The 15,846-nt window shown below is 39.1% G+C and carries 20 protein-coding genes; 8 read left to right on the forward strand and 12 right to left on the reverse strand.

All coding sequences use genetic code 11. The annotated features are described in order from the left end of the window. Nucleotides 1–411 precede the first annotated feature (411 nt). The 5 genes from VB732_RS08020 to VB732_RS08040 all read left to right on the forward strand — a co-directional run bounded on the left by VB732_RS08020 (nt 412) and on the right by VB732_RS08040 (nt 5,026). Nucleotides 412–1,302 carry a lipid kinase gene (locus VB732_RS08020; RefSeq protein ID WP_323230279.1) on the forward strand — a complete coding sequence of 297 codons (891 nt, stop codon included), beginning with the start codon at nt 412–414 and terminating at the stop codon, nt 1,300–1,302. A 60-nt stretch (nt 1,303–1,362) separates the two neighbouring features. Then, nucleotides 1,363–1,968: an exopolysaccharide biosynthesis protein gene (locus tag VB732_RS08025; protein ID WP_323230441.1), complete on the forward strand. Its 606-nt coding sequence runs from the start codon at nt 1,363–1,365 to the stop codon at nt 1,966–1,968. 632 nt (nt 1,969–2,600) lie between these two features. Then, nucleotides 2,601–3,161, forward strand: coding sequence for a hypothetical protein (locus tag VB732_RS08030; protein ID WP_323230281.1), 561 nt, complete (start codon nt 2,601–2,603; stop codon nt 3,159–3,161). A gap of 229 nt (nt 3,162–3,390) precedes the next feature. Then, nucleotides 3,391–3,708, forward strand: a complete 318-nt coding sequence (locus VB732_RS08035; protein ID WP_323230282.1) for a hypothetical protein — start codon at nt 3,391–3,393, stop codon at nt 3,706–3,708. Between the two features lie 541 nt (nt 3,709–4,249). Then, entirely contained in the window at nt 4,250–5,026 is a 777-nt protein-coding gene (locus VB732_RS08040; RefSeq protein ID WP_323230283.1) for an SDR family oxidoreductase, read from the forward strand. 167 nt (nt 5,027–5,193) lie between these two features. Here the strand turns inward: VB732_RS08040 and VB732_RS08045 are convergent, their stop codons facing one another. From VB732_RS08045 to VB732_RS08055, 3 genes are all read right to left on the reverse strand, one after another. Beyond that, the gene (locus VB732_RS08045) at nt 5,194–5,973 is read right to left on the reverse strand and encodes a photosystem II S4 domain protein (RefSeq protein ID WP_323230284.1); all 780 of its coding nucleotides are present in this window, start codon (nt 5,971–5,973) and stop codon (nt 5,194–5,196) included. A 221-nt stretch (nt 5,974–6,194) separates the two neighbouring features. Further along, a complete protein-coding gene (locus VB732_RS08050) occupies nt 6,195–6,701 on the reverse strand; it encodes a hypothetical protein (RefSeq protein WP_323230286.1) in 507 nt (168 codons plus the stop codon). A 261-nt stretch (nt 6,702–6,962) separates the two neighbouring features. Continuing rightward, a complete protein-coding gene (locus VB732_RS08055; protein WP_323230287.1) occupies nt 6,963–7,340 on the reverse strand; it encodes a hypothetical protein in 378 nt (125 codons plus the stop codon). A gap of 429 nt (nt 7,341–7,769) precedes the next feature. On the opposite strand from VB732_RS08055, the gene VB732_RS08060 reads away from it, so the two are divergent. The 3 genes from VB732_RS08060 to VB732_RS08070 all read left to right on the forward strand — a co-directional run bounded on the left by VB732_RS08060 (nt 7,770) and on the right by VB732_RS08070 (nt 11,189). Beyond that, nucleotides 7,770–7,913 (forward strand): hypothetical protein, encoded by a 144-nt coding sequence (locus VB732_RS08060; RefSeq protein WP_323230288.1) that lies wholly within the window; start codon nt 7,770–7,772, stop codon nt 7,911–7,913. A gap of 132 nt (nt 7,914–8,045) precedes the next feature. Beyond that, entirely contained in the window at nt 8,046–8,942 is an 897-nt protein-coding gene (locus VB732_RS08065; RefSeq protein ID WP_323230289.1) for an alpha/beta hydrolase, read from the forward strand. Between the two features lie 315 nt (nt 8,943–9,257). Beyond that, nucleotides 9,258–11,189: a hypothetical protein gene (locus VB732_RS08070; protein ID WP_323230290.1), complete on the forward strand. Its 1,932-nt coding sequence runs from the start codon at nt 9,258–9,260 to the stop codon at nt 11,187–11,189. Between the two features lie 2 nt (nt 11,190–11,191). Here the strand turns inward: VB732_RS08070 and VB732_RS08075 are convergent, their stop codons facing one another. From VB732_RS08075 to VB732_RS08115, 9 genes are all read right to left on the reverse strand, one after another. Next, the gene (locus tag VB732_RS08075; protein WP_323230291.1) at nt 11,192–11,779 is read right to left on the reverse strand and encodes a Uma2 family endonuclease; all 588 of its coding nucleotides are present in this window, start codon (nt 11,777–11,779) and stop codon (nt 11,192–11,194) included. 278 nt (nt 11,780–12,057) lie between these two features. Continuing rightward, the gene (locus VB732_RS08080) at nt 12,058–13,461 is read right to left on the reverse strand and encodes a transposase (protein ID WP_323230292.1); all 1,404 of its coding nucleotides are present in this window, start codon (nt 13,459–13,461) and stop codon (nt 12,058–12,060) included. Nucleotides 13,462–13,545: 84 nt separating this feature from the next. Then, entirely contained in the window at nt 13,546–13,767 is a 222-nt protein-coding gene (locus tag VB732_RS08085; RefSeq protein ID WP_323230293.1) for a hypothetical protein, read from the reverse strand. Next, entirely contained in the window at nt 13,754–13,999 is a 246-nt protein-coding gene (locus VB732_RS08090; RefSeq protein WP_323230294.1) for a hypothetical protein, read from the reverse strand. Before VB732_RS08090 ends, VB732_RS08085 begins: the two co-directional genes overlap by 14 nt. Continuing rightward, a complete protein-coding gene (locus VB732_RS08095; RefSeq protein ID WP_323230295.1) occupies nt 13,999–14,214 on the reverse strand; it encodes a hypothetical protein in 216 nt (71 codons plus the stop codon). The genes VB732_RS08090 and VB732_RS08095 overlap by 1 nt, the downstream gene beginning before the upstream one ends. 7 nt (nt 14,215–14,221) lie before the next feature. Continuing rightward, nucleotides 14,222–14,680, reverse strand: coding sequence for a hypothetical protein (locus tag VB732_RS08100; RefSeq protein WP_323230296.1), 459 nt, complete (start codon nt 14,678–14,680; stop codon nt 14,222–14,224). A 30-nt stretch (nt 14,681–14,710) separates the two neighbouring features. After that, nucleotides 14,711–15,130 (reverse strand): hypothetical protein, encoded by a 420-nt coding sequence (locus VB732_RS08105; protein WP_323230298.1) that lies wholly within the window; start codon nt 15,128–15,130, stop codon nt 14,711–14,713. Nucleotides 15,131–15,224: 94 nt separating this feature from the next. After that, nucleotides 15,225–15,410: a hypothetical protein gene (locus tag VB732_RS08110; RefSeq protein WP_323230299.1), complete on the reverse strand. Its 186-nt coding sequence runs from the start codon at nt 15,408–15,410 to the stop codon at nt 15,225–15,227. A gap of 100 nt (nt 15,411–15,510) precedes the next feature. Beyond that, nucleotides 15,511–15,825 carry a hypothetical protein gene (locus VB732_RS08115; protein ID WP_323230300.1) on the reverse strand — a complete coding sequence of 105 codons (315 nt, stop codon included), beginning with the start codon at nt 15,823–15,825 and terminating at the stop codon, nt 15,511–15,513. Nucleotides 15,826–15,846: the final 21 nt, after the last annotated feature.

Genomic DNA, 15,846 nt, shown 5'->3' on the forward strand with positions numbered 1-15,846 from the left:
TCAGGATTCAACATTTCTGCTATTAATAGTATTTGTCTAAATTTAATTTACGAAATATATTATATTTATTTACTAAAAATGAAAAATCTTCCTTTGTTTGGTATTATTTCCTGGCTATTGGCTTATTATAATAATATATTGGCATAAATATCTTTCTTGTAAAGAACAATACCTCAATCCAGTCATTCAGTGAATAAAAATTTTATTTACTGAGTATCAACACACCAAGGACGAGTAGAGATCAACTAGATAAAATATAAATTAAAAATTATTGGCTACAACATAATAAGCATTTATAAAATGAATTATTGATGAATAGCATAACAAATTAAACACTTTTTTTGTAGTCAACTTAAAGCAGAATACATAGATGCGGATAATTGGACATATCAACTACAAAAGGTACTACCCATGAGTTCCCGCGCACTGCTGTTAGTAAATCGTCATGCCCGCCAGGGGCAAAAGGGTCTGTCGGAAGCGATTGAATATCTAAAGAGACTCGGCTTTGATTTAATTGAGGAGTCTACAGAAGACCCGAAACATCTGGCTGAAGTTATATTTCGCTATCAGCATCAAGTTGACCTAGTAATCATTGGTGGAGGGGATGGCACTCTCAATGCAGCAGTAGATGCTTTAGTTGATACTCAGTTACCTTTGGGAATCTTGCCTTTAGGAACTGCCAACGACCTAGCAAGGACTTTGGAAATCCCGAATTCCCTTAGCGAAGCTTGCAAAATTATTGCAGATGGAAATTTACACCGCATCGATTTAGGTTGGGTAAACGGCAAGCACTTTTTTAACGTTGCTAGTCTGGGATTAAGTGTAAAAATTACCCAGCGACTTACTAAAGAAGTCAAACGTCGTTGGGGAATATTTGCTTATGCCGCCACTGCATTGAAAGTGACTTGGGAAGCTAGACCTTTTACTGCGGAGATTGCGATCAATGGTGAATCAGTTCGCGTAAAAACAGTGCAAATTGCTGTGGGTAACGGGCGTTATTACGGTGGTGGTATGGCTGTGGCTGACGATGCCACAATAGATGATCAAAGGCTAGACCTCTACAGCTTGGAGATAAAACACTGGTGGCAGATTATACTTCTGCTCCCTGCCATGCGGCAAGGGCGACATATACATTGGCAGGGTGTACGTTCTCTTCAAGGTCAAGAAATAAAAGTATATACTCGCAAACCGCGTCCTATTAATACAGATGGTGAAATTACTACTTACACTCCTGCTCATTTTCGGGTTATATCTAAAGCTATAGCTGTTTTAGTACCCCATAAATCAGGAGTTAGGAGTTAGGAGTTTTTCTCGTCATCTCCCTCTGCGAAAAATGTGGGAACTCGCATCAACTCACGTCAAATGCACCTGAGATTTTCTCAAGATATAAAGTCCCTGTTGCAACGCCTAGCTGAACAACCGCTTACTCTAGGTGATGTTCTGGCGCAAACTTCAGAACGAGGGTTCAGTTTGGTAATTACGTTATTAGTCTTGCCCTTTTTATTTCCTATGCCACCGGGATTAACTGGCCCTTTTGGTGGTGCTTGTTTACTGTTGTCAACGCAAATGCTTTTAGGGAGGCGATCGCCTTGGCTACCGAAAAGAATCGCTAACTACAAATTTCCTCGCCGCTTTGCCCAGTTACTTTTGCAAAATTTGGGGCATCTTACCAAAGTTTTAGAGAAAATTGCTCGTCCTCGATTTGCCAAAATAGCCCATAATCCTTTGATCTTGCGAATTAATGGGTTTTGTATTTCTTTGTTAACAGTATTACTGATATTACCAATTCCGTTTACAAATCCTATCCCTACTATAGGTATTTTGCTTTTGACTGTTGCCACTATCGAATCTGACGGTTTATTAATTTGCATCAGCTACGGCATTACTGTCTTGATTACCTTGATGTTTGGATTTCTTGGTTACGCAGTATGGTTAGCTCCCGGTTTGCTGCCATCTATATTTAAATAAGAAAAGCCCTCAGCTTTTAGTTGTGGGCTGTAATTTATTAGGGTGCATCTACTATTTATTAATCCACTTTATTAATTACCATATCCGGGAAAATTAAACTTTTAAAGAAATTAATTTTATTCCAAAATTAGAAATATCAGCAATAAAAAAGCCCCCAACTAAAAGCTGAGGGCTGTAATTTATTAGGGTGCATCTACTATTTATTAATCCACTCTATTGATTACCATATCCGGGAATATTAGGCTTTTAAAGAAATTATTTTATTTCAAAACTAAAAATATCAGCAAGAAAAAAAGCCCCCAACTAAAAGCTGAAGGGCTGTGATTTAATTAAGGTGCATCTACTATTTATATATCCGCCTTAGTTGTTGCTGTATCAGGAAGAATTGAAAAAAATAGATGGCTGCGGTGTTGATTTCTTTAGCTACGCTAGTAGTACTAGTCTCGATGAGGATAACCTACGGTTTTTGACTAGGTAATCATTGAGCAGCTTCACAAAAATTTTACAATTACTCCGAATTTGCCCTAAATAGACAAAGTTTTTGTTAATATCTCCAATGTCATCTCCGCAATAGTACTAATTTGGTTTATTAGTTGGGTATATCATTCTAAAGGTTAGGCACACCCAACTCGATGATAAAGCGATCGCAATTTCTATTAGCCCTTGCTAGTCTTAGTATTGTCGGGGGTAGCTTTTTTATAAGAACAACTTTTAGCAGTACCAGCGAACCCAAAATAGTAACTGATATATCACGCTACAAAGAAATTCGTAATCAACTATGGTCTGATAATGATCAAGTAAAACATTTTCCTAATGATATTCCCAATGATGCTAAAGGCGTTCGTGTTGCTTACTCTCCTGAATTTTTGCAAGGAAGTAGTTTCTTTCAAATAAGAATGAAACAGCCACCAGACAAGATAGGAAAATTACTCTCACAATACAGAAGTAGTGCAAAGCACAAATATATAGGTGGTAACACAAACGACCACATAAATCAGCCTAACGGTGTCCCGACAACTTTTTTCTACACTAGCGACTCTCCTACAGAATCTTTTCCAGCGAATTATGAAATATTGGTACTAAATACAGACGATAAAGGTAGACCTGGGTTTAAGTGGAATCACGGAGATAGTTACGGCGTTGCAATTAATAGTTCCGCCTCAGAAATTATCTATTGGTCTGAAAAATGGTAATCAGCAATTCAAATTTATTTGAAATTGTCATCGAAAAATTATTATTTTTATACATTGCTACATCTTATGCTAACCTAACGCCCTAGTTTCTTATCTGTCAGGAAAGATCCTATTGCCCATAAAAAGAATAGATTTCATCTTCTCTAAATCTGTGTTATAACATGTGTCAGTTGGTGATGTTGTGCCACTTCTAGAAAATCTCGTAAGTGGTCTTTCTGAAGATGGCTTTATGTTTCATCTGATTCACTTACTAGATCACAAAAACTTAATTGAAAGACCGTTTGATTTCTTTGTTTATCAACCAAAAGCCTACTCGAAAGAATTACAATCAAGATGGGGAAATCGAATTCGGCGAAGCCAATGGAAGCAGATATTTTCTGGACTCAAACACTTAGACTCTAAATTCATATTTGAGTGGTCGTGCAAAGACGGTGAATTACCAGAAAAAATCGACTCATCTATTCGATATATAGATGAAGAAGATTTAAGAATTTCTCATATCGGTGTGGTTGGAGAATTCACATCGCTTCCGAGAGTTCAGTCTTAGGGTCTTAGGGGATGAAAGGACAAGTTTTAATTGGAGGCTTCCTACACTCAGACTTTAGTACTAAGAGCTTGTTTTAAAAGTGTTTCGCTGTGACTGTAGGCACTTTCGTCTCATACCTAATCCCCTTAGAAAAACTACCTTATATGCAGAAGTTAAAGTGGGAATCAAATAGACAGAAAAGAACGGAAAACTATTTATAAAATCCTTGATTTCCATTATATCTATATCAATAATGTCAGATTATTGATAATCAACTTCCTTAAGTCAGAACCTTGCCTATTAAAGCTTGTATCTTACCAGCGAAGGATTTTATGACTTGTGTACACACTGTAGCTTAAAAAGAGGCGAACTGGAATCAAAGTCACCTAATTTATCGGGGAATTTAGAGGAATGTAGAACTTTTGATACCCACGGGAGGACTTTTCAAACGTCGTCTAAGTACTGTTTTTACTCTTTTGGGTATATCACTTTAGGTAGTTAAAAACTATAGCCAGCATAGCTAGAATTTATAGGGTGCTTAAAAACTATCTGAATATGTAGAATGCCAACTGCTTTAATTACTGGTGCTTCTAGTGGTATTGGTAAAGCTTTTGCTCAGGAACTAGCTGCACGCAAGACAAATCTTGTACTCGTAGCTCGTTCGGAACAGAAACTAAACCAATTAGCTAAAGAACTACAAGAAAAACACAAAATTCAAGTAGACGTTATCATCAAAGACCTTACCGAATCAAATGCAGCTACTGCTATATTTGATGCCACTAAAGCAAAGGGATTAAGCATTGACGTATTAATCAATAATGCTGGTTTTGGTTACTACGGCGACTTTGCTGAAGGAGATGGAGAAAGACAAATTAAAATCGTACAATTAAATATTTTAGCGTTAGTGGATTTAACCCATAAATTTTTACCATTGATGCGGCAACGTCGCTCTGGAAGTATTATTAACGTATCCTCTATTACGGCATTTCAACCGATACCATACCTTTCTGTTTATGCTGCCAGTAAAGCTTTTATTCTCAGCTTTAGTGAAGCGCTATGGGCAGAAAACCGTCAATATGGTGTCCGTATTTTAGTCACTTGTCCAGGGCCAATAGAAACAAACTTTTTTGCAGAAGCTAATTTTCCTCCAGCGCTGGCAAGTAGTACAGATAAAGTGTATTCTTGTGAAAAAGTTGTTTGGGAGTGTTTAGACGCTTTAGAAAGAGGCTATCCAACCGTTATTAGTTCTGATACTACCACTCAAATTAGAAGCAAATTATCTCGGCTTGTACCACGAAAACTTCTGTTGAATATGTTAGCAAAACACTTTAAAGCCTAAATATGTAGTTTGCGACGCGTCAATTATTCGTAGGGGCACAACATTGTTGTGCCCCTACCCATCTGTCGCATTGTTTTTTCAAATTGGTATTAGGAGTTTTGAGTTTAAAATTAAAAAAACTGGTGAATTTAAAACTCCTGACTCCTCACTCTTAACTCCTAACTTAATTACATATACCTTGTTAATTGAACTCGGTAACGGTCTTTTTTTGTAACGGCGATTTCACCAACTTCTAAACGCCCTTTAGAGCGAATGGCGATTAAGTCGCCTGATTTGACTTGAGAACTAGCTTGTGTAACTTCCTTCCAATTAACGCGGACATCACCAGCATCAATAAAATCAACCATTTTGCTGCGGGACATACCAAAACCAGCAGATGCGATCGCATCTAACCGCAAAGAAGCCTCCACAGTAGTTAGTTCTTTTTTCTTAGGTTCCCGAACTTTTAATTCAGTTACCTCAATTCGCTGAGTCTTCACAGGAACCGATCGCACCTGTTTCAGACTCATTTCCAAAAATTCCACTAACTCTGGTGCGACGATCGCCTGCGCCCCTCGTTCTCCCAAAACTATAATATCTCCCGTCTTTTCACGAACAATTCCCGTTCCTAACATTGCGCCTAAAAAGTCGCGGTGAGAGGCGGTATCAAATAAGAAATTACCAGCTATTTCCACCGCGACAAGGCTAACTTGAGATTGATCTAAGGGAAGTTCCGAACGAGCGATCGCTATTCTTTGACGTTCAGCTTGGGGATATCCGCCCCATGCAACTACTTGCACTTCTGTTAATCGGTTAAACACCCGTTGAATTTCCGCCAATTCTGGGGGAGACAGAAAATCAGTCAAAACTACTTCCCAAGTTTTGATGGCTTGTTCTGCTTGGTCGATTACACGAGCTACACTATCTCGATTTTCAACACCTTTTAAAAGTTCTTCTCGTGGCAACATTCTTAAAAATTATGAATTAGTCATTTGTCATTTGTCACTTGTCATTTATCAGTGCCCTATTCCTTTCTTCAAGACTATCTTAAGCAATGATCAGGAACCTTGATCTCCAAAAGCCTCTCTGCTTCTGATTTATTTCTTACAATTACGGCTTGCGCCACTTCCAAAGAACAAGGAGATAGCTCAAGCCTCTGTGTTGTAATGTGTAAGCTGGGATTTATTTATTACACGTTACCTGTGTCAGCATAACCTTGGATATTTTCTGGATCAAACTGGCGTAATATTCGGGTTGCTTGCCGAGTGAGAGTTTCAGAACCTTGCACAGCAACTAAATATTTACCTGCATCTAAGCGGTTGCGGTAAGGTAAAGCATCACCACTACCTACGAGTAAACCGACTCCGCCACCCACAAATACACCACCCATAGCACCACTAGCAGCACCTAGAAGTCCGCCAATGATGTGATTGCCAATTTCACCCGCCCACGCAAAAGTATCTAAACCAGTGATCAGGCTGAATGTAAAACCTGCAAAAAAGCCAAATGGGATTAGCCAGGTTGCCATCAGTTGTGCTTGCTTTTTGGCTTGGTCTTTGGGGTCAATTAAGCCAAACTCGTCAGCCGTTTTATACCCTTTTCCCAGGATAGTGCTGTTTATGCCTTCTTCTTCTAAAGCTAAGTAAGCAGCTTCGGCTTGAATGCGGTCTGGTAATACGGCAACAAGGTAATTCATTGAATTTACAATTTGTCTAATAGAAGTTTTGCCTTGATTAACAGCGTATCAGTCTTGGTCGAATCAATCTTGTATTGGTTTGGAGAGACACGATTAATTGCATCTCTATAGGAATTTGCAAAAGCTTTAATTCTTACTCTCCTTCCATTGTAAGGAAGGAGTTGGGGATTAGGTGTGTATTAAATTCAACGGCAAACTGCGTAGGCGTAGCCCGCCGCAGGCATCGCACAAGTTAAGCCAAGTTAAATATACATCGGCTGATCACTTGAGCGAATCTAGTGGCTCGCAAAAGTTATTCACGCCTTGCTTGAGGACATATATCAAAACTGGCGCTGCCAAAATCCTCGGAAATGTCGGCATTGCTTTTAGATGTTCCATCATCTTTTGAGGTGATGTATTAAGCAAATCTTCCCGATATTCTTGTTCGCAAATAACCACACGCCATTTTCTAGCTAAGGCATCTAACCACTCGGAATTTGCTCTTTCTGGTTGTTGTCCGGCTCGGATAGCTAGTGTCATCGCCGCATCTTCTAAATCTCCATCACAGTCTTCAATCAAATCTAACGCTTCCATATCGTTGGGATCATCAGCCAATTGAGAACGAAACTGTGCAATTTCTTGAGATGTTACTTTAGTCATGAGTCTTTGACAAGCTAGCGATGCCTACGGCGGTAAACTACGAACACTCAGTTATGTTAGTCTAATTTTGAGTAATACAATAGACCTCTTGCGTAAATGCTTAAATTTTCATATTGAGCGGGGCTAAACAGAGTAGTGAGATTCTTCTCTCCACTGCGTTCCGTTCAGCATGACATTCTTGATTTTTTGACTTTTGCAAGAGGTCTAATAGACCTATTGATAAAAATCTTACTTTGGAACTTATTTGAATAGTGGCATTTTTGACAACGTTAAGTTACTTTTTTTGTCAAAAAAACTTCCTAAATCTTTACAAGGAATCCAGTAATTTTATATCTACTTAATCTAACGGTGGCGAGAAGTCCTAGAGTGGTTGGTTCGCTGATAATAAAAGTGAGTGAGGAGTTCGAACTAAATAAGTAAGTATTCGGAATGACCAAAGAAGACGCGGTAACTCACATCTTGCACCTAGCCCTAGCGATTAGAAATCGCGGCTATACAAACGAAGTCCGCCTGCGCGGACTAACACAAAACCAAGGCTTTTCAACCTGCGAAGGCAGGTTTTGTCTCGTGTAGCCGCGACTTCTAGTCGCCTGGTGCATATAAGGTAAGGCAAAGCAACGATCAAATCCTCTCTCAGTATCCCTACATTCACAGGTCTATTCTGTTATTTATGAAATTAATTACTACAGTCAACAAAAAATACTTATGTTTCAACCAGTAGGATTTGACCAACGCTCCATAAATACCTCACTAGGTAGAATGGTATACTATACTGCCTCTGGCTCGCCTTGGCGGGACAATATAACTGCCAAAGACGATCGGGAAACTTTGGTGTTTCTGCACGGCTTTGGTGGTGGATCTTCTGCTTATGAGTGGTCGAAAGTTTCTCCAGCTTTTGCTGCTGAATATCGAGTCATTGCGCCCGATTTAATTGGCTGGGGTAGGTCTGAGCATCCAGTACGGAATTATAATATTGACGATTATTTGACCACGATTCGGGAGTTTTTCGAGCAAACTTGTACTGGGCCAGTAACTGCGATCGCTTCTTCTTTGACCGCAGCCTTTACAATTCGGGTAGCAGCAGCTAATCCTGATTTATTCAAGTCTTTAATTCTCACCACCCCTGCTGGACTTTCAGACTTTGGCGAAAACTACTCACGTAGTTTTTTTGCTCAGTTAGTCAGCGTTCCCGTTGTTGACCGTTTAATTTACAGTACTGGAGTAGCTACCAGTGGCGGTATTCGCAGCTTTTTAGAACAACGGCAATTTGCTCAGTCTAATCGAGTATATGAAGAAATTGTAGATGCTTATTTACAATCCGCCCAGCAGCCGAATGCTGAGTATGCAGCACTGTCATTTGTCCGTGGCGATTTATGCTTTGATTTATCTCTTTACATTCAACAGTTGACCACGCCTACTGCGATTATTTGGGGGCAAAAGTCAGAATTTACAGGGCCATCAATTGGTCGCCGCCTTGCCGAAATGAATCCCCAAGCCATCCGATTTTTTCAACAATTGGAAAATGTGGGGTTAACGCCACAGTTGGAAGTACCGGCAGTCACAGTTGGGTTAATTCGCAAATTCTTGTCTTTGCTTAATTAGTGGTTTTTTATTAAGGAGACAGGACTGTTCGCGCCTGGCTTCTCTCTTAATAGATCGCTTCAAAAGTCTAATTTAGCTACTAAAAGTTTTGGTTATACGAGATTTTACCCACTAGCCTGCGGGAACGCTAAAGGCGAACGTGGGTTTGTTTATCGTGTTTTCCGCATAGCTAAAGTAAGTTTATGTAGTAGAAAATTCTCTTTGCTTTCATTATGGTATTTAAAATCACTATCCTATCTAACCTGACTTGATAAATTGCTAATTACACAGACAAAATAAGCCAGAGCAAATTTATAATAGCAGGTAGGTTATCTGATGATTATTCCAGAGCCAATTAAAAAATTTATCAGATGGATACAAGGTTTTGACCATCATCTTTTACAGAATGAAGATGATGTAAAAGAAAAGTTTATTTTGCCAATGTTTCAACATCTCTGTTACCCAGAGAAATGTTATCGTGAACACCATTTAAAAATATCTAAATTAGGAGACCACGGTAGAACTTCAGAAAATGTTCAGATTTATTATGCTACAAATGAGCTTGAGCAACAAAATCCAGATACTTCACTTATTTTTATTAAAATTAGAGAACCGCAGAAAAATAAATTAAATGATACTTTTGAACAAGCTAAATTTTACAGTGAGTATTTTAATCCTTTATTTTTTATAATTACTAACGGATATGAAATAAAGGTTTTTCAAGGCTCATATTGTAATCAAAAGCCAATATTTGACATAAATATAGATGCGCTAAAAAATCATGACATTGCATTAGATTTTTATAATAAACTAAACTTTAATTTCGTTAAAAAGCTCAATAAGAATACGGCAAGCTTTTTAACTGATAATAAATCTAACTTAATAGAAAGATTAATCAGACAATATCCTAATTTACAGGATGTTTTAGAAAAATGTGATTTTGAGCCTTGTTCTACCAGAGAAGGCTACCGCTTAGTTGTTGTGAGAAAGAAAGTAGCGATCGCATGTAATTTACCCAAGGCTTTTGCAGAGGGTAATTGTAAAATAGAGTTCAGCAGTATTATTTTCAGAGGTCTAAAAATTTCCTTAAATCATCAAGATATTTTAGGTCAATTAATGACTGGATTGCACACTCAACCAGATTGGGGATGTCGTCGGTTTTTTAAACAGTTAGATAAAGATACTTTTGAGGTATATTTAGGCCAAACAACTCTAATTTTATCAGATATAGAAGCAGTAGAATTATGTTTATGTATTGATGGAGTTTGTCAAGAATATAAAAATTTAATCATCGAATTTGAAAATGCTTTAGAAACATGGAATTTTGAATTCGCCAAGTTCTCAGAGAGTCGAGGTTTTATCCTTTTTTCCGTAAGCCAGGAATTATGGAATTTAATGCAGCAGTTTGCTAATGACTTTGATTATACTAAAGGCAAGTCAGAATGGCATCTGTTTTATAGACATAATATGTCAATTCGGGTGAGTCGCGGAATCCGCGATCATACATTTATATTTCCTAAAATTGATATAGATTCCTTGTTATTATCTAACAACCAAATTCATATATTTTATGAGTTGAATGATGTTAATTTACAATCAATTGATCCAAATAGAGTTACCTCATGGCAGCAAGATATTGGAGTCCGGGGAACTTGGACGGCTAGATATACTAAGCAGTGGTTATTAGAGAAATATATTCCCAAAGTTATTAATTATTACTCACAAAAGTCTCAGATATCTGAAGCCGAATTACTAGCAAGAATAACAAACCATACAAGCGATCGCACGTTGATTCCAGAAATTGATAATATTAGAGATTTAGCACCTTATCTTCGTGACATCCAATCTTGGCTACATATATATATAGAAAATATTGCTGCTTCTGTGTTGAAAGCATATTACCAAGCCTATACAAATTTGGTGCGTAATACTGATTCTTCCATCACAGGCATAGACTATATTATAGGAAATCTGCGTCGGATTGAGTGGAAAAATACGCAAGAAGAAATTTTCAACAACATCACAGACTGGAAAAACTTGACTTTTAAACATGCTATTGACTGCTTAGATAAGCAAGTAGCCAGAATAAATAATTGTGAATACGAGAATAGTTTCAATGCAGACTTAATAACTAGGACATTTATTTGGATTATAGAAAATGGTAAAATTTCTTTCTCGCAAGCTCAATTAAATGCTGCTAAACAGGCTTTGATACCACTTTGGGAACAAAGTCGCTTTGAGATGCGCCATGTATATCCGAATCGATAAAGCTACATAATATACTGTAAATCCAACACAAATCCAGGTAAAACATTTTCTCCTGATAAACTAGCAGGATTGTCTAATATCTCTACATCTTTACCTGGACGATAAATTTCTACTCGCTGGTTTTTTCGGTCAATTAACCATCCTAGTTGAGCGCCATTTTCAATATATTCCTGCATTTTTTCCTGCAATTCTTTCAAAGAATCAGTGCGAGAACGCAACTCTATTACAAAATCAGGACAAATAGGGGCAAATTTTTCTTGTTGTGCTGGGGTTAAAGCGTTCCACCGCTCAATTTTCACCCAAGAAGCATCGGGAGAACGTTCTGCACCATTAGGTAGAGTGAAGCCAGTTGAAGAATCAAAAACTTCGCCTAAATTACTTTCTGAATTCCAAATATCTAATTGAGTGGTAATCTTAACATTACGTCTGCCAGTATCACTACCTGTAGGTGGCATAATTAATAATTCCCCTGATGCTGTACGCTCAAATCGATAATCGCGGTTTTTCTGACACATCTGGAAAAATTGCTCGTCAGTTAAATCGATTTTCAATTTGAGTGTAGAAGGTAACGTGGTTGTAACAGCGTCCATAAGCTTATTTTGAGCATATTACTTTCACTCTAAACTATTGAGGGATTTTAAAACCCCTACATTATTGCTGTAGGGGTTTAGCGAATTAATGAATTTCTTCCAAATCCTTCACATACCCGCACTCAATGCAAAAAGCAATTAGTTCTTCACCATTCTCTGGGTCTACAAACATTTGACCATCAGCACATCTAGGGCACTCACCGTAAAATTCTAAGTTCCCTTGATTGTCATACTCGTCATCGTCGTCATCGTCAAACAGGGCCCCGTCATTTGTTCACTCATTTTACGTTCGCCTCTGGTGTTGGCTGCGCGATCGCAATCGCTCTCGACAATTCCCGAAATAGAAGGTTGGCAACCTTAGACATCAGCTTATTTTGCAAGTGCTTACCGTTAAGCAGCTGTTTACCTGAACCATCAACATTTTTTTTGAGTGTTTCTTTGTAAACAGCAATCTCGTTACCGATGGGATTATCAGGCAGCCGCCCGTCAACCTCAATTTTGGTGATCACGTGCTGCCAGAAGTTCATCCGACAAAGGGCGCTGCCGGCTCCTTTTTCAACTAACTTATCTCCAGACTGTTCAAGAACCGTTCCCATACCCAGTCTCAGTTTAAAAGCATCACGCGAACGGTTGCGCTTAACCCTTTTCACATCCCCCGCCAGGAATTTCACTACAGATTTACCATTCTCACGGGTGACTTGCTTTTTCTTGACTTCCCTGACTTCTCGCTCAATCAACTGTTTCCCGTTGCTGAGAAACGCTTCAAACGGATAAATCCGACTCAGCAGCCTGGCCCGAATTCTCAACCCAAAACTAAACTGATCGAAAATTTCGTTATAGGTTTTGAACTGTTCATCATTGACCAGCGACTTGAGTTTAGTTTCTAGTCGCTGCTCCTCGATGTCGATGTCACACAGCCAATTAGCATGAAGCCTGACAGCCGGATCTATATTTAGCCCAAATTGTACCGCCGCCGATTTAAGATATTGCTTAGATATTGATTTGTAACTCCGCGGGTATACCTCTAACTCCCTTTCGGCTAACCAACCCCACAACGGCGGAACATTTCCCAACTTGGTACTCACAGTTTTACTGTGGGCTTTTTCTGGGAACTGCCACGCCAGGGCTTGGCGAGTGTAGTTAATAATCGGTGACTGAACACGGTTAAGATGTTCGAGTTGCTGAACTAATTCACGCAGTTCATCAATTAACTGTGGACGGTGCATTAAAAATTGGCGTGGATTAAGTTCACCAGATTCTAAATAATTCTCCTGATCCACAGCATAGGCAGCCATAGCTAAAGCATCAGCCTCGTCAGATTTATTGGGTAAGTTCTTCCCGCCGCGATAGCGTCGGAGTTCAATATGTCCAACCCAAAGAATCTTAATTTCTAAGCTTTCTAGGATTCTCGCCCAAAGCCTTGAGTAATGATTCCCTGTTGGCTCAAGAATAGCTATATCAGGTTTGTTGTCTATTACATAATCAGCAAAATCAAAAGCTGATTTTTGCTTACTTTTAGGATTGGGGCTAGAGTAAAAACTAGGGAATAAAGTATTAGCTTTAGTTCTAGTTTTTTGCCAATAGGTCTTCAATCCACCTACAGGGTATTGTGTTAAAATATGACAAGTTACGCTTGACTTGCTAACATCAACTCCCAAGGATCTAATCGATTCAATTGTCATGGTTCTGTTTGCTAATTGGGGTTATTTAAAATTCGTGTTCCTACCACGAATAATTGAAAATCCCAGTTTGTACGCTTGAATCCCCTAACACCCCACCAAAAGAGGGGCGCGATTCACTCTTAACGCTGGGTTTAACCCGGTAATTTTAGGGAAGGTGCGCTTGAAAGTAACAACACCGCCAGTTTGTGGGGTGCAATCTAGTTTTAACGCCCCACTCCCTAGAAATAGTGGGACGGATTGCTTTGGACACAACCCGCGACGGTGGGTAATTTCCACCGTTTCGGCTACTGTGTCAGGTAGCCTCATCAGGCGCTGTAAAGCTTTTAAGTTCGTTAATTATTTTCTGCATTTCTTCAGCAGATAATTGACTGTACTGCTCACTAGCTTTTGCTCCTACATAGGATTTCCATGCTTTTATTTCTTCCCCCGTGATTTTGGCAAGGATTTGTATAGCTACTCCCATAGCTAAAGTATTCAAAATGCACACATTTCTGGGCAAACTAATAAAGTCAAATTCATCTTTGGGCAAATTATCCATCAGGCGGTTATGCTTTGGAGAGTGCCGATAACTTTTGCTGTATCTTCTAAGAGTATTTCTTGAGTGTCTTCTGAGAAATCTTCAACTTTCGAGATATACTCAATTACTTTTTCTAGTTGAGCTTTAGCCCTAATTAATTTGTGCCATTCAATGTAATAATCCCAGGCTGGATCTGGAACGGGGATATTTTCGTTATTTGGCGTTGGTGTTGTCATAACGTGTTTAAAGTTCTTCTAAAAATCTGTCCAATTCTCCGTTGATTACTTGGTCATAACTAGCAATCACTATTTCTGGTTTTTGTGGGCCGACTCGCTGCAATGAAGCCGTCATTCCACGAGTAACTAATGCTGCTTGAACTTCGGGAGATGCGATCGCAATTTCTGCATCTGCATAATCCTCCTGTAGGTAAGGAAATAAAATTTCTCGCACTTCAGAATCGGCACTTTCAATCACCGTCAGCATGTGTTTTTTGGCTTGCTCAACTGGTGGTTCTGGAAAATAAAATTCGACGCTAACCCCTTTTTGGATAACCATTCTCTGAACGTCTGCCGCTCTCAATGCTTGCTCAAATACAACTAAATTTTCTTGATCAGCAACTGGAATTCTTGCAATTTCTCCTGTTTCGGTTGAGCGGATGGCATCTTTAATAATTTGTTTGCCCCGGTCGATGGGTTGGGTCATGTTAACCTCCAATTTTTACTAAAACTGCGACTAAAAACTTTCAGCAACTTTGCTTTTAGTCGCAGCGTCAAAAGGGATATCGTCTGGATCTGGCTCCTCAGAAGTTAGGTTTTGTTGTTTTGGCTCTTGGTCAGTCTCCTCGGTCAAGTTATCTTGTTGTTTTGACTGGTTGGGTTGTTCTAGTAGCACAAGCAATTTGAGTAATTCGCTAGCAAGGAAAGCCCGCTTTTCATGCGAAATTCTGCACAACATCGCATAAAGGTGAAACTTGATAGATGGCAGGTAGTAGGAGTCAGGAATGTATGACATTTCTTCGGACAACCACAAATTGTGCATACAGTCCAAATAAACCCGAATTTCTTTGTGAGTTAAAGAGTAATGCTTTTTATGGTTGTCTCTGATGATGTATAAAATATGCTTAAAATCATCAAGATTTAGTGATTCATGCATGAAAGGTGTGCTATTTTTGACGGGTACTCAGTTTGAGTGTTGGGATTAATTGCGATCGCACTTCATTTGCTAGCGCGATCGCAAATAAATTGAGTTATCCTTTAACTTCCTGCGGTTGGGGTAGGTCGTAAACTACCTCAAAGTTCCCGCCGCCCTGTCGTAGAATGCTCGTGTAGGCATCGGCATCAGTTCGTGTGCGAAATCTATAAACTAATGAATTTCCACCAGTGGGCAAACGTCGAAAAATTGCCCACGGTCTAAGCTCGTCTTGATAACTCATAATTTCAAACTCTCAATTGTGCAAAAAAAACACCAGCGTAAACTTTGCCAGCCACGCTGGTGCAACCTTATATATTCAGGGGTGTTGTAGTTGGTGGGGTTTATTTCATAGGCGATACCTCCGTGACGACTTTTAGGCTTTGCCCGTGACGAACTTGATTAATCAGCGCTTCGATTAATCCCTCTCGGTCACTCACGGATAATGAGCTATTAATTTGATGGCCGACTACGTAGATTTCATCCCGGCAGCGCCCTGGAGCTTGATCACACAATTGGGATGCAATCGCCGAAATCAAAAACAGCTTTTCGCGTTTGGTCATTTTCTCAAACGTTGGCCCGTAATCCTCCTGGAGGGATTCTAGTAAGGAGCCGTCGTTTATGCTGTAGCTGGTAAAATATCCCACTGGCTTTGACAATTGGTACAATCTCCTTAAATT

Origin of the sequence: Nostoc sp. UHCC 0252 (assembly GCF_034931145.1) — a bacterium.
GTDB lineage: Bacteria > Cyanobacteriota > Cyanobacteriia > Cyanobacteriales > Nostocaceae > Nostoc.